We start from the raw sequence: 12,950 nt of genomic DNA on the forward strand, positions 1-12,950 counted from the left end.
GCAGCGAGATCAGGTCCTAGACCGGCTGGTGAAGTTACTGACGATCGACATGGAGAACGGTGGCGGCACACTGAACGTGCTGCGCCACGGCTTCACACCACCGCACGAACCGACCCCCGGAGGTCCCCCCATGCGCAAGATCACCATCGTCGGAGCCGGCCAGGCCGGCCTCCAGCTCGGCATCGGTCTGCTCGGCCACGGTTTCGACGTCACCATCGTGTCCAACCGCACCGGAGACGAGATCCGCGAGGGCCGGGTCATGTCCAGCCAGGCCATGTTCGGCACCGCCCTGGCTCACGAGCGTGACCTGGCCCTCGACTTCTGGGGCGACGCCTGCCCGCCGATCGCCGGGCTCGGCGTGAGCATCGCGGACGGCCAGGGTGGCCGGGCGCTCTCCTTCGACGCCCGCCTCGACGCCACCGCCCGCTCCGTCGACCAGCGCGTCAAGATGCCGATCTGGATGGGCGAGTTCGCACGGCGCGGCGGCCGTCTGGACATTCACGAGGCCGGCGTCGAGGACCTGGAGCGCTACGCCGCCGAGTCCGACCTGGTGATCGTCGCGGCGGGCAAGGGCGAGATCGCCGGACTGTTCGAGCGGGACGCCGAGCGCTCCCCGTACGACGCTCCGCAGCGCGCGCTGGCCCTCGCGTACGTCACCGGCATGGCGCCGCTGCCGCACCGCCCCGGCGTCAGCTTCAACGTCGTCCCCGGTGTGGGCGAGTACTTCACCATGCCCAGCCTCACCACCAGCGGCCCCTGCGACATCATGTTCTTCGAGGGCGTCCCGGGCGGCCCGTTCGACTGCTTCGACGGTCTCGCCCCCGACGAGCAGCTCGCGAAGTTCCAGGAGCTGCTGCGGACGTACGTCCCGTGGGAGGCCGAGCGCTGCACCGACATCGCGCTCACCGACTGGAACGGCACCCTCGCCGGCCGCTTCGCGCCGACCGTCCGCAAGCCCGTCGCCACGCTGCCGTCCGGCGCGCAGGTGCTCGGCCTCGCCGACGTCGTCGTCCTCAACGACCCGATCACCGGACAGGGTTCCAACAACGCCTCGAAGTGTGCGGCCTCCTACCTCGCCACCATCCTGGACCACGGCGAGCGCCCGTACGACGCGGCGTTCATGCAGCTGGCCTTCGGCCGCTTCTGGGACAACGCGCAGTCCGCCACGGGCTGGACCAACGCGATGCTGGGCGCCCCGCCGCAACACGTCCTGGAGCTCTTCGGCGCGGCGAGCGTCAACTCCCGTATCGCCGCCCGCTTCGTCAACGGCTTCGACGACCCGCGCGACCTGTTCCACTGGTTCATGGACCCGGTCTCGGCGAAGAACTACCTGACCGAGGTCAGTTCCTGAGGTTCCGTCAAGGTTCCTTAAACAGCCAATCTGACGGCACATCAGCAGTACGTACGTAACGAGAGCAGGACAGCAGGACCATGAGAAGGATCGCGGTGATCGGCGCCGGGCAGGCGGGTGCCCAACTCGCCCTGGGACTCCAGGCGCACGGCTATGACGTCACCCTGGTCAGCGACCGCGGCCCCGACGAGATACGTCGCGGCCCGGTCATGTCCAGTCAGTGCATGTTCGACACCGCGCTGCAGAGCGAGCGCGAGCTCGGCCTGCACCACTGGGAGGACCAGGCCCCGGACATCACCGGCATCGCGCTCTCTCTCATCGGTCCGCACGGCACTCCGGAAGTCTCCTGGCGCGCGCAGCTGGAGGGACCGGCTCACTCCGTCGACCAGCGGGTCAAGTGCGCTGCCTGGCTCGAGCAGTTCGCGAAGGACGGTCGCGGCGAGATCGTGCTGCATGAGGCGGGCGTCAACGACCTCGAGTGGTACGCCCGTACGCACGATCTCGTCGTGGTCTCCACGGGCAAGGGCGAGCTGAGCCGCCTCTTCCCGCGCAACGCCGAGCTCTCCCCGTACGACCGGCCGCGCCGCGCGCTGGCTCTGACGTACGTCACGGGAACGGCGCCGCGGGAGGGGGAGGCCGCCGTCCACTACCGCATGGTCCCCGGCGTGGGCGAATACTTCACCTTCCCCGCCCTCACCACCACCGGACCCTGCGACATCATGGTCTTCGAGGGCGTCCCCGGCGGCCCGATGGACTGCTGGGACGACATCCGCACGCCAGAGGAGCACCTCGCGCGCTCGCTGGAAATCCTCCACCGGTACTTCCCCGACGAGTACGAGCGCTGCCGTCACGCCCAACTCACCGACAGCGGAGGTGTGTTGCGCGGCCGGGTCACCCCGACCGTCCGGCATCCCGTCGCCCGCCTCGCCTCCGGCCGGCACGTCCTCGGCATGGCCGACGCCGTCGTACTCAACGACCCGATCACCGGCCAGGGTTCGAACAACGCGGCCCAGGCCGCGTCCCACTACCTCGACAGCATCCTCCGCCACGGCACCGGCGAATTCACCCCGCAGTGGATGCAGCGCACCTTCGACAACTTCTGGCGCGGCTGGGCCCAGTGGGCCGTCGGCTGGACCAACTCCCTCCTGACCGACCTGAGCCCGCACCACCGCGAACTCCTTTCCGCGGCGGCCGACATCCCCTCGGTCGCGAGTGCCCTGGCCGCCGGCTTCGACGACCCGCGTACCCTTTACCGCTGGTGGTTCGAGGAGGCCGAGGCGCACCGTTTCCTCGCCGAGAAGCGCACCCAGCACGCCGCTCGTTTCGACGGCCGCGAACTGCGCCGCGCGCTGGGCCAGTACGCCACCGGCGTGACCGTCGTGACAGCCCGCGCCCCCGACGGCCGCAACGTCGGCATGACCGCGAACTCCTTCACCTCCGTCTCGCTGGACCCGCCCCTCGTCCTGTGGTGCCCCGGCAAGAACGCCCCGAGCCTCCCGGACTTCACGGACGCCTCGCACTTCGCCGTCCATGTGCTGGCCGCCGACCAGCACCATCTCTCGCGCCAGTTCGCGACCCCGGCCGACGACAAATTCCGCGGCACGCCCACCACCGCCGGCATCGCCGGCACCCCTCTGCTGGACGGCGCCGTCGCCCGCTTCCAGTGCCGCACGGTCCAGCGCCTGGACGCCGGCGACCACATCATCTTCATCGGCGAGGTCGAACAGTACGAGTCCGACGGCGGCGCCCCTCTGGTGTTCCACTCGGGGTACTACCACGTGGCGACGAAACATCCGGATATGTGAGCGAGGACGAAGCGTCCGGATGCGTGAGCGAGGACGCCGTATCCGGATCCGCGAGCGAGGGCGAAGCATCCGGATATGTGAGCGAGTATGCGTCCGGCCCGATGAAGATCTTGGCCGGATTGCGGTGGCGTCCGGCGGTTCTCACCCGGTTCTGACCTTCACCACGTCGGCGGCTTACCTCCGTCCGCCAGCGTGTCGGGCCCGAGCGGCACGCCCGGGTGAGACGCAACACGCACGCCCGAGGAGTGAACACAGCTCGCGTATGAGTTCAGCGAACGACCGCCACGCATCATCCACGGTCCCGGACCAGGCGCCCTTCCGCCCCACCGTTCCGGAACTGGCGCCCTCCCCTCCCGCCACCCCGGACGGGGCGCCCCCCAGCCCCGCCGCCCCGGACCGGGTGTCCTCCCGCCCAGGCGCCCCGCCGCCCGGGTGCCCGCCCGACAAGCCGCTCGCCCGCCTCGCCCGGCGCCTCCACAGCTACCTCGACCCGCCGGAACGCGCCCCTTCGAACGGCGGCCGCCTGCGCGCGGTGGACGGGCTGCGCCTGGTCGCCGCGTTGATGGTGGTCACGTACCACTTCGTCGCCTCCGGTGCCGGGAGCACACAGGGCGCCTGGGAGACGTCCACCACCAAGGCGTTCCCGGCGGCGCACCACCTCGCGCAGTACGGCTACCTCGGCGTCGAGATCTTCTTCGCCGTCAGCGGGTTCGCGATCTGCATGTCGGGGTGGGGGCGCACGATGCGCCAGTTCACCGCCTCCCGCATCTCTCGCCTGTACCCGGCGTACTGGCTGGGGGTGCTGGTCACCACGATTGTGCTGACCCTGTCACCCACCGTCATACAGCCGAAGTCGCACCAGGCTGTGCTGTTCAACCTGACGATGTTCGAAAGACCCCTCGGTGTTCCCGAGGTCAGCGGCGTGTACTGGACGCTGTGGTCGGAGATGCGGTTCTACCTGCTGTTCATGGTGGTGCTGTTCTTCGGTGCGACGTACCTGCGGGTGCTGCTGTTCTGTCTGGCGTGGACACTGCTGTCGATCCCGGCCGAGCTCTCCGACTCCGCGGTGTGGGACATGGTCTTCGAGCCGTCCTACAGCCAGCCGTTCATCATGGGCGTCTGCCTGTACCTCATACACCGCTTCGGCTCGCGCCCCGAGACGTGGGCGGTGTTCGGCTTCAGCTGGCTGGTCGAGGCCCACGAGCTGGCCCGCCGCTCCTCGTGGACCTCGGACTCCCTGGGCTGGCACGTCTCCTGGCTCGGCTCGGTCACGGTCTTCACCGTGCTGCTGACGGTGCTCGTGCTCTCAGTGATCGGCCCGCTCGCCCGCCTGGACATCCCCTGGCTCAGCACGGCGGGGGCCATGACGTACCCGCTGTACGTGCTCCACGACGAGATCGGCTACACCGCGATCCGGGCGTTCCATCACGACGTCCCGAGGTGGCCGCTACTCATCGCGCTGGTGGCGGTGCTGCTCGCGGTGTCCTACGCGGTGGCCCGCTGGGTGGAGAAGCCGGTGGGCAGGTGGCTGCGCCGCTTCCTGGAGACGGCCCGGTTGCCGCTTCCGGCCCGCGCCCGCAATCCCATGTAGCCACCTCCGCTCACGCAGGCGCCCGCGGCCGACCCGGCACCCGAGCCGATGGGCCCCGCATCCAGCAGCCGAGGAACCCGAAGCAGCCACCCGCGGCAAGGACCTGAAGGTCCGCCAAAGCCCCACGCCCCCGAGACGTGGGGCTTTGGCCTACCAGGAGACGGCCGGAACCATACGGAACAGCCCTTTGCCCCCCGTGGGAGCCTGAGGGCGAAGTAGTAACGGACCGGAACCGGGTGTCGTCATCGCAGGGGGTGTCGGGGGCGCCGCGCGGCATTCGCATATCAGGGTGACGCCGTGCCCCTTCCGGCGTGAGCACCCACAGAAAGTGCGTCCGCCACTCGTCGAGAGCGGGGCACCACCAGCAGCCAGTTGTTGCCTGACGCCCTCCAGGTCCTCCGCGAGAACGCCACTTTCAGGCCGTCGGCGGGCAATTGCCGGGTGCCCGGCGCAGCCTCCGCGACGCAGGAGTTCCGTCCAGGACCTCAGGTCACGACAGCCACACCTACGGCGGAGTGCTTGGACGCGGCGGAGCGGCCGGCCCGATCCCTGGCGCTCAATCGGCCATCAGCTCAGCGCTGGAACCTCCGTTGCGAGTCCGTACGCCGTTTATCACATCTCCTTCACTTGCCCCAGCGTAGATTTCTCGCCAACGCAGTTACGGCGTGGCAGACTTGACACGGCATCATGATCGCCCGGTGATAAGGTTCCGGGCACATGCCACGTGAGCTTTCTCCTCGGCATGGCTACAGCCAGGGGGGCCCTCCGGGTGGTGAAGGCTGCCCACGGTCCAGGGTCCGCCCAGACAGATTCCGAGAGCTGGAATCCAGCCGCTCACAAGAGAGTCACATGACGAATTTTTGGCAGGATCCGACAGTCTGGGCGCTTGCTGCCGGCGTCCCTGTCGCCACCACTGTTGTCGTTCGCCAGCGAAAAACGATCAAGTCGTTGCGCCGTCAGAAGCTGGGCGTCGAGAGCGAGTTGGTCGAGCTGCACAACAGCCACACGCGTCTCGAATCCACCCTCGAAGAGCTGCGGAACGGCTACGCCGAGGTGGTCCGGCAGGCCAAGGAAGAGGCGGAGAACGCCACCAACACCGTACTGAAGTCCGCGATGCAGACGCTCCAGGGCCTCGCGGCGGAGCAGCAGCGGGCCATCTCCGGGCTGCAAACGAAGTACGGCGACTCGCAGGTGCTGCGGGACATGCTGGATGTCGACCACATGAACGCGCAGTTCAACCGGCGGGCGCAGTCCATCGCTGTGCTGTGCGGAGGGTGGCTCGGCCGGCAGCGTGAGGCGGCATCGGTCTATGACGTGATCCGCGGAGCACAGGGCCGTATTCGGCACTACCAGCGCGTCGACGTCCTGTCCCAGGTGGACTTCGCGGTGACCAGCCGGGCCGTCGAGCCGGTCGCGCTGACGGTGGCCGAACTGCTCGACAACGCCACCAGCTACTCGGCGCCGACATCCATGGTCGAGGTCAACGTGCGGACGGTGCCCAAGGGCATCTGCATCGTGATCGATGACGCGGGTGTCGGAATGAGCGAGGAGGAGAAGACGAACGCCTCGGTCCTCTTGTCCAGTGGGTCCGCGGTGAGCGTCTCCGAACTCGGCAACCCTCCGGCGTTCGGTTTCGCGGTGATCGGTGCGTTGTGCGCGCGTTTCGGGTTCACGGTCACCATCGACAGCACCTCTCCGTACGGAGGCGTCCGCGCGGTGGTGATGGTGCCGAAGGAGATGCTGACCAACATGCCGGAGCCGAAGAAGCCCAGCGCAGCGCGAGAGGCCGGTTCGGGGTCGGACGGGAGCGGTTCGGCTCCCACGACGACATCTGACGGACTGCCTCAGCGACGGAACAAACGCGGGATGGCACTCGTGACGGACGGTCAGACCGCCAACTCCTCCGCGCCGCCCGCCCGGTCGCCGGAGGCCCGGGTGGCGGTGATGGGGGCCTTCCAGCGCGGCACCGTCAACGGCCGAAGTGCGGGGGTACCGCCCGTCGAACGAGAGTCCAGTCCTGCCGATTCATACAAAGGAACCGATGCCCCGTGAGCGACGACCTGTCCTGGATGCTTGAGGACGCGCTGGCGATTCCCCATGCCCTCCACGCGGTTCTGATCTCTGCCGACGGCCTGCAGATGTCCCGCACAGCGGAGATCGGCCGGGACGATGCCGACAAGGTGGCCGCCGCTGTCAGCGGTCTGCAGTCGCTCAGCCGGTCCGTCGGGTTCTTCTGTGGTGACGACCGTGACGCCTGGCGTCAGACGCTCATCGAGTTCGACGGTGGCTGGGTCTTCCTCAACGCGGCGGGCGGCGGTTCCTACCTCGCCGTGGCGGCGTCCGCCGAGGTCGACATGGGGGACATCACGTACCGGATGCAGCAGCTGGTCAGCCGGCTGGGCAAGGCGATGTCGACCGGCCTCCGCGCCGAGCCGGTCACCTCATGACGGATCCTGGCCGCACCGACCCCGAGATCGAGACCGGCGCATTAGTCCGGCCCTACGTCATCACCCGTGGGCGTGACCTGCTCGACGACAACGAGTTCACCCTCATCACCCTCGTCACGACGGCGTCCGATGAGCGGCAGCGCCCCCAGCGGCTCTCGCCCGAGGAGCGGCAGGTCCTGGAGATGTGCTCCAGCGGCTACCTGTCGGTCGCCGAGATCGCCGGGCACTCCCAGTTGCCGCTCGGCGTCGTCAAGGTCTTGCTCAGTTCCCTCGCCGAGGGTGGCTATCTGGTCACCCGTGCACCAGTGCCCTCGGCTCGACTCGCCACAAGATCTCTTCTTCAGGAGGTGCTCGATGGTCTCAAGGCCCTCCCTGTCTGAGGACGCGTACGTGCGCAGCGGTGCGCAGCAGACTGCGGTGAAAATCCTGGTCGTCGGGCACTTCGCCGTCGGCAAGACCACCCTGATCGGCTCGCTCTCCGAAATCGCGCCGCTGTCCACCGAGGAGCAGATGACAAGCCTCTCGGAGACCGTGGACGACCTCAAAGGAGTACAGGGGAAGACCACTACCACTGTCGCCCTGGACTTCGGTCGTCTGACCCTCAGTGAGCGCATCGTGCTGTACCTGTTCGGGTCACCCGGACAGCAGCGGTTCGTCGATCTGTGGGACGACATGGCCCGCGGATCCCTTGGGGCCCTGGTGCTGGTGGACCCCGAGCGTCTGGCGGACAGCTTCGAGGTCATGGACCTGGTCGAGCGCTACGGCCTCGACTACGCCGTGGCCATCAACCAGTTCGACGGCGGCGTGGAGCACACCCCCGAGGCGGTCCGGGAGGCGCTGGACCTGCTTCCCGACACCCCTGTCGTCACGATCGACGCCCGCGACAAGGGCTCGTCCGTGAACGCACTGATCACCATGGTCCACTACCTTCTTGAGCGCGCCGCCCTGGAGCACGCATGACAACGCCCCCTGTACCCCCGCCCGGCTGCCCCGCGCACGGCAGCGGCCGGCGCATACCCCTCGACACACCGGAGTTCGCCGCCGACCCGCACGCGCACTACCGGTACATGCGCCAGTTCGGCCCGACGACGCCCGTCACCATCGCACCCGGTGTGGACGCGACCCTGGTGACGGACTACGGCGCAGCCCTCGATCTTCTGCAGGACCCGTCGACCTTCCGCAAGGACTCACGCCGCTGGCGTGCGTTGAGTGAAGGCCTGATCAGCCCCGACAGCCCGGTCCTGCCGTTGCTGGCCTACCGGCCCAATTGCATGTTCTCCGACGGCGCCGAGCATCTGCGGCTGCGTCAGGCCATCACCGAGTCCTTCGCCCGCATCAGCAACAGCCGACTGAGCCGGATCGTCAACCAGGCCGCCCAGTTCCTCATCAACCAGTTCAGCGCGCGCGGATCGGCCGACCTGCTCAGGGACTACGCCCAGCAGCTCCCCCTGTACGTGTTCAACGAACTCTTCGGCTGCCCGCCGGAGATCGGCGACCGAGTGCTCTTCGGCATCGCCGGCATGTTCGACGGAGTCAACGCCGAGCAGGCCAGCCAGGTCCTGCTCCAGGCGGTCAGCGAACTGGTGGCACTCAAGCGCGCCCAGCCGGGGGAGGACATCACGTCCTACCTGATGCAGCACCCGGCGCAGCTGACCGACGAGGAGCTGGCACACACGCTGGTACTGCTCCTCGGCGCAGGCGGTGAGCCGGAAGGCAACCTCATCGGCAACGGCTTCTACACGATGCTGACCAACGAGGACTACGCGCGCAACGGGCAGTTCGACAAGGCCCTTGACGACACCCTGTGGCGTAACCCCCCGATGTCCAACTACGCGCCGCACTACCCGGTCGTCGACACGGACGTGGCAGGCGACAAGGTGCGCGCCGGCGAGCTGGTCCTGGTGTCCTTCGGTGCCGCCAACACGGCGCTGGCGGACCAGGGGGCCGACACGCGCGGGCACCTCGCCTGGAGCGCGGGCCCGCACTCATGCCCGTCGAAGGAACCGGCCCGGCTCATCGCCTTGACCGGTCTGGAGGCACTGTTCAACGCGCTGCCCGACGTCGAGCTCGCGGTCCCCGCGGACAGCCTCGTCTGGCGGCCCGGCCCCTTCAACCGGGCGCTGGCCGCGCTGCCCGTCCGCTTCGGCGTGGTCACCCCTCGCCCTGCGGCGGGGCCGCAGCCGACGGCCGTGCCACGAGACGACCAGGCGCACGCTCCTGGCTCGCCCGAGCCCGTGGCGTCGCAGTCCACCGTCGGCAAGTCGGGGCGCTGGAGCAGCTTCGTGAGGTGGCTGACGGGCCAGTAGCCGCCGAACGGCCTGTGACGCAGGCGACACGGGGAGTTGTTGCAGCCTGCATGACGGTTCAGTAACTCGGGTAGGACAGCGCGGAGTGTCTGGAGTGACACAAGATGCACAAGATGAAGGAGAGGCAGTGCACCTCGCAACCTCCGCGCCCCGTTCCGCAGGCAACCAGCCGGGCCATCGGCGCACCACATCCAGTAGAAGGAATCCGTGCGGGGGCGGTGACCCGGGTATTTCGCAGGACCGAATACCCGCCTCTCCCGGCGGATCGTCCTTCGTCTCCTCTCCCGCCGGCGCTGCCGACGGCCGCTCTCCCGCATCCTGCGGACACTCTCGGCGCCACGAAGCGCGAGGGACGCGATGAGCACCCTGCCGGAAACCGGCATACGGGCAGCCGGACTCGGTGAGGCAACGCTCGGCGGCCACGTCCTCGGCCAACTACGGCGCCTCGGCGCCACGGTGGGCCTGAGCGAGACGGACATCGCGCTGTACGGACAGGTCCTGCTCGACTCCCTCGCAGGCGCCGTCCGGCGACCGCTGTCCCTGCCCCCGGCGTCGCCCAGCTTCCTCTCCGACGACCACACACCCGTCGAGTTCTCTCTCGCCCACACGCCGGACGCCGCCCCGGCACTGCGGGTGCTCGTGGAGCCCGGCTGGGCCCACGGCACCATGGGCGACAGCGCTCGCGCCGGGCTCACGGCCATCCGCGCGATGGCCGCCCGCTGGAGCTTCCCCACCGACCAACTCGACGCCCTGGAGGACCTGTTCTTCCCCGCTGGGGCCGAGGGGCCACTGGCGCTGTGGTACGCGCTCGACCTGCGCGCGGGAAAGGCCCCCGGAGTCAAGGTCTATGTGAACCCCTCCGCCGCCGGACCCGAGCACGCTGCACGCACCGTGGAAGAGGCGCTGCGCCGACTCGGCTACGACAAGGCCTTCGCGGAGCTTCCCTCCGGGGCGGGGTATCCCTTCCTCGCACTGGACCTCGGCGACTGGAAGTCACCGCGCACCAAGGTGTACGTGAAACACCCGCACATGTCGGCCGACGACGCCTGCGCGCTGAGCCGTGACTCCGGGGCCGCGGCGGCCGACATCCGGTACTTCTTCCATGCGGCCGCGGGATCCCTCCCGCCGTCCGGGCAGGGTGTGGACGGCACGCTGCGGCTTCTGCGGCGGCCCGCACTCACCTGCCATTCCTTCACCGAAGGCGAGACCGCCCCGAGCGGCTTCACGCTCCACATCCCCGTACGCGACTACGTCCGCGACGACGAGGAGGCCCTCGCCCTGGCAACGGCCCTGCTGACCCGGTTCGGCATGGACCCCACGGTCCTGAAGCGGAGCCTGCGCGCTCTGACGCAGCGACAGCTTGCCGATGGTGCGGGGCTGATCGCCTATCTCGCTCTCGTGTACGAGCGAAGCCGGCAGCCCCGGATCACCGCCTACCTGTCGTCCGAGGCCTATTCCGTCAGGCCGCCGCAGGAGCAGCATCCGCAGGCCGACCTCGTGCCCGCACAACGCCTCAGGGCGTCCTGAACCTCGGGCACAAGGCCGCAGGCCACGTAAGCCAGCACACCGCACAGAAGGAAGACACGTGGAGCCGTACCGCATCAAAGTCGTAGAACCGATCGCCTTCACCACCCGGGCGGAGCGCGAGGCCGCGCTGAAGCGGGTCGCCTACAACCCCTTCGACCTGCGTTCCGACGAAGTCACCATCGACCTGCTCAGCGACTCGGGGACCGGCGCCATCTCCGCGGACCAACTCGCCGCCGGCATGAACGGCGACGAGTCCTACGCAGGCAGCCGCAGTTACTACCGGTGGCACGAGGTCGTCTCCGAACTCACCGGCTACCCCCACATCCTGCCGGCACACCAGGGTCGCGCCGCCGAGCGCATCCTGTTCTCCGCGCTGCTCAAGCCCGGCACGAGTGTGCTGTCCAACACGCACTTCGACACCACTCGCGCCAACGTCGAACTGACCGGCTGCCAGGCGTACGACCTGCCCTGTGCCGAGGCGAAGGACCTCGACAGCGACTATCCGTTCAAGGGCAACATCGACCTGATCGCCCTCGAACATGCCCTGGAGAACGCGGACCAGAGGCCCGTGGCGGCCGTCCTGATGACCATCACCAACAACGGTGGCGGCGGTCAGCCGGTCTCGATGGAGAACCTGCACCGGACCGCCGAACTGTGCCGCCGCCACAACGTGCCCATGATCCTGGACGCAGCCCGGTTCGCGGAGAACGCCTGGCTGGTGACCCAGCGCGAACCCGGCTACGCCAACCGCACCCCCCGCCAGGTCGCCGAGGAGGCGTTCCGGCTCGCGGACGGCTGCGTCATGAGCGCGAAGAAGGACGGCATCGTCCACATCGGCGGCTTCATCGGCCTGAAGGACCCGGAACTCGCCGAGAGGTGCGGGGGCCTGCTGATCGCCACCGAGGGATTCACCACCTACGGCGGCCTGGCCGGTCGTGACCTCGACATGATGGCCCGCGGGCTCCTCGAAGTCACCGAACCGTCCTATCTCGCCGAACGCGCCGACATAGCCGCCTACCTCGCCGCACGCATCCGCGAGGCCGGGGTCGACATCGTGGAACCCTCGGGCCTGCACGCCCTCTACCTCAACGCCGGGCGGCTTCTGCCCCACATTCCTCCGCACCAGTACCCCGGCACCGCGCTGGTCTGTGAGCTCTACCTACGCGGAGGCATCCGCTCGGCGGAGTTGGGCTCGCTGTACCTCGGCGAAGAGGACGAGCACGGCAACCCCGTCAAGACCGCACCTTACGAACTCGTGCGGCTGGCGCTTCCTCGACGGGTCTACACCCGAAGCCACTACGACCACGTCGCCGCCACCTTGGCGGACATAGCCAAGAACCCCGAATCGGTGAGCGGTTACCGCGTCACGGGCCAGTCACCGATTCTCCGCCACTTCAGCATCAAGCTGGAGCCCGTGCAGTCCGGCGGCTGATCCACCCGGGCGCGCGAACCACCGCCGCCGAGCAGTACGACGCCGCCCACCCCGGTCGGCTGACGGAGCGCCTCTGGCCGTCAGCCGACCATCCGCGCCGGCTGCTCTCGCGATCACGCAAGCGGGGGCGGCACCATCGTCACGTGGGTTTCCGGCGGCACCTGCAGACCAGGCGGGGCATTGGACACCGCATCCGGGAGAGGCCGGTGCCCTCCTCGACGTCTCGCAAGGTGACGCGTCGCTGGCGATTCGGCACATGGCGGTCAGCCAGCCTCGCCGTGAATCCACACGCCGTAGCAAGAACAAGATCAATCGCGCCACACTGCTACAAGCAACACCCGATTGACGGTACGTTAGCCATTCGTCAAGTCACAAAACAATAACGTGTCTAGTCCAGCCGTCGGGACCTGTTCATGTGCACGACAGCATGACCAGCCCTACCGGTCGTCTGCGGCGACCAGAGTCGCTGCGGCCGGAAGGCAACGCTCCGG

The 12,950-nt window shown here is 68.6% G+C and carries 10 protein-coding genes; all 10 read left to right on the forward strand.

Annotated elements, in window-relative coordinates; all coding sequences use genetic code 11:
* Nucleotides 1-130: 130 nt before the first annotated feature.
* The 10 genes from ABZ893_RS30630 to ABZ893_RS30675 all read left to right on the forward strand — a co-directional run bounded on the left by ABZ893_RS30630 (nt 131) and on the right by ABZ893_RS30675 (nt 12,459).
* A complete protein-coding gene (locus ABZ893_RS30630) occupies nt 131-1,351 on the forward strand; it encodes a styrene monooxygenase/indole monooxygenase family protein (protein WP_361410580.1) in 1,221 nt (406 codons plus the stop codon).
* 80 nt (nt 1,352-1,431) lie between these two features.
* Nucleotides 1,432-3,156: a styrene monooxygenase/indole monooxygenase family protein gene (locus ABZ893_RS30635; protein WP_361410233.1), complete on the forward strand. Its 1,725-nt coding sequence runs from the start codon at nt 1,432-1,434 to the stop codon at nt 3,154-3,156.
* Nucleotides 3,157-3,418: 262 nt separating this feature from the next.
* Nucleotides 3,419-4,747 (forward strand): acyltransferase, encoded by a 1,329-nt coding sequence (locus ABZ893_RS30640; protein WP_361410236.1) that lies wholly within the window; start codon nt 3,419-3,421, stop codon nt 4,745-4,747.
* An 849-nt stretch (nt 4,748-5,596) separates the two neighbouring features.
* Nucleotides 5,597-6,799 (forward strand): ATP-binding protein, encoded by a 1,203-nt coding sequence (locus tag ABZ893_RS30645; protein ID WP_361410239.1) that lies wholly within the window; start codon nt 5,597-5,599, stop codon nt 6,797-6,799.
* Nucleotides 6,796-7,194, forward strand: coding sequence for a roadblock/LC7 domain-containing protein (locus tag ABZ893_RS30650; RefSeq protein ID WP_361410242.1), 399 nt, complete (start codon nt 6,796-6,798; stop codon nt 7,192-7,194). The genes ABZ893_RS30645 and ABZ893_RS30650 overlap by 4 nt, the downstream gene beginning before the upstream one ends.
* The gene (locus ABZ893_RS30655) at nt 7,191-7,574 is read left to right on the forward strand and encodes a DUF742 domain-containing protein (protein WP_361410245.1); all 384 of its coding nucleotides are present in this window, start codon (nt 7,191-7,193) and stop codon (nt 7,572-7,574) included. Before ABZ893_RS30650 ends, ABZ893_RS30655 begins: the two co-directional genes overlap by 4 nt.
* The gene (locus ABZ893_RS30660; protein WP_361410248.1) at nt 7,549-8,154 is read left to right on the forward strand and encodes an ATP/GTP-binding protein; all 606 of its coding nucleotides are present in this window, start codon (nt 7,549-7,551) and stop codon (nt 8,152-8,154) included. The genes ABZ893_RS30655 and ABZ893_RS30660 overlap by 26 nt, the downstream gene beginning before the upstream one ends.
* Complete coding sequence (locus ABZ893_RS30665) at nt 8,151-9,500, forward strand: cytochrome P450 (RefSeq protein WP_361410251.1); 1,350 nt, start codon at nt 8,151-8,153, stop codon at nt 9,498-9,500. Before ABZ893_RS30660 ends, ABZ893_RS30665 begins: the two co-directional genes overlap by 4 nt.
* Nucleotides 9,501-9,857: 357 nt before the next feature.
* Nucleotides 9,858-11,027: a tryptophan dimethylallyltransferase family protein gene (locus ABZ893_RS30670; protein WP_361410254.1), complete on the forward strand. Its 1,170-nt coding sequence runs from the start codon at nt 9,858-9,860 to the stop codon at nt 11,025-11,027.
* A gap of 58 nt (nt 11,028-11,085) precedes the next feature.
* Complete coding sequence (locus ABZ893_RS30675; protein WP_361410257.1) at nt 11,086-12,459, forward strand: tryptophanase; 1,374 nt, start codon at nt 11,086-11,088, stop codon at nt 12,457-12,459.
* Nucleotides 12,460-12,950 lie beyond the last annotated feature (491 nt).

Source organism: Streptomyces sp. NPDC046821, assembly GCF_040645335.1.
In the GTDB taxonomy this organism is placed as follows: Bacteria; Actinomycetota; Actinomycetes; order Streptomycetales; family Streptomycetaceae; genus Streptomyces.

What these genes read in the sequence shown, in the direction of transcription:
- ABZ893_RS30630 (WP_361410580.1), top strand. Translation starts at nt 131, where the DNA reads ATGCGCAAGATCACCATCGTCGGAGCCGGCCAGGCCGGCCTCCAGCTC.
- ABZ893_RS30635 (WP_361410233.1), top strand. Translation starts at nt 1,432, where the DNA reads ATGAGAAGGATCGCGGTGATCGGCGCCGGGCAGGCGGGTGCCCAACTC.
- ABZ893_RS30640 (WP_361410236.1), top strand. Translation starts at nt 3,419, where the DNA reads ATGAGTTCAGCGAACGACCGCCACGCATCATCCACGGTCCCGGACCAG.
- ABZ893_RS30645 (WP_361410239.1), top strand. Translation starts at nt 5,597, where the DNA reads ATGACGAATTTTTGGCAGGATCCGACAGTCTGGGCGCTTGCTGCCGGC.
- ABZ893_RS30655 (WP_361410245.1), top strand. Translation starts at nt 7,191, where the DNA reads ATGACGGATCCTGGCCGCACCGACCCCGAGATCGAGACCGGCGCATTA.
- ABZ893_RS30660 (WP_361410248.1), top strand. Translation starts at nt 7,549, where the DNA reads ATGGTCTCAAGGCCCTCCCTGTCTGAGGACGCGTACGTGCGCAGCGGT.
- ABZ893_RS30665 (WP_361410251.1), top strand. Translation starts at nt 8,151, where the DNA reads ATGACAACGCCCCCTGTACCCCCGCCCGGCTGCCCCGCGCACGGCAGC.
- ABZ893_RS30670 (WP_361410254.1), top strand. Translation starts at nt 9,858, where the DNA reads ATGAGCACCCTGCCGGAAACCGGCATACGGGCAGCCGGACTCGGTGAG.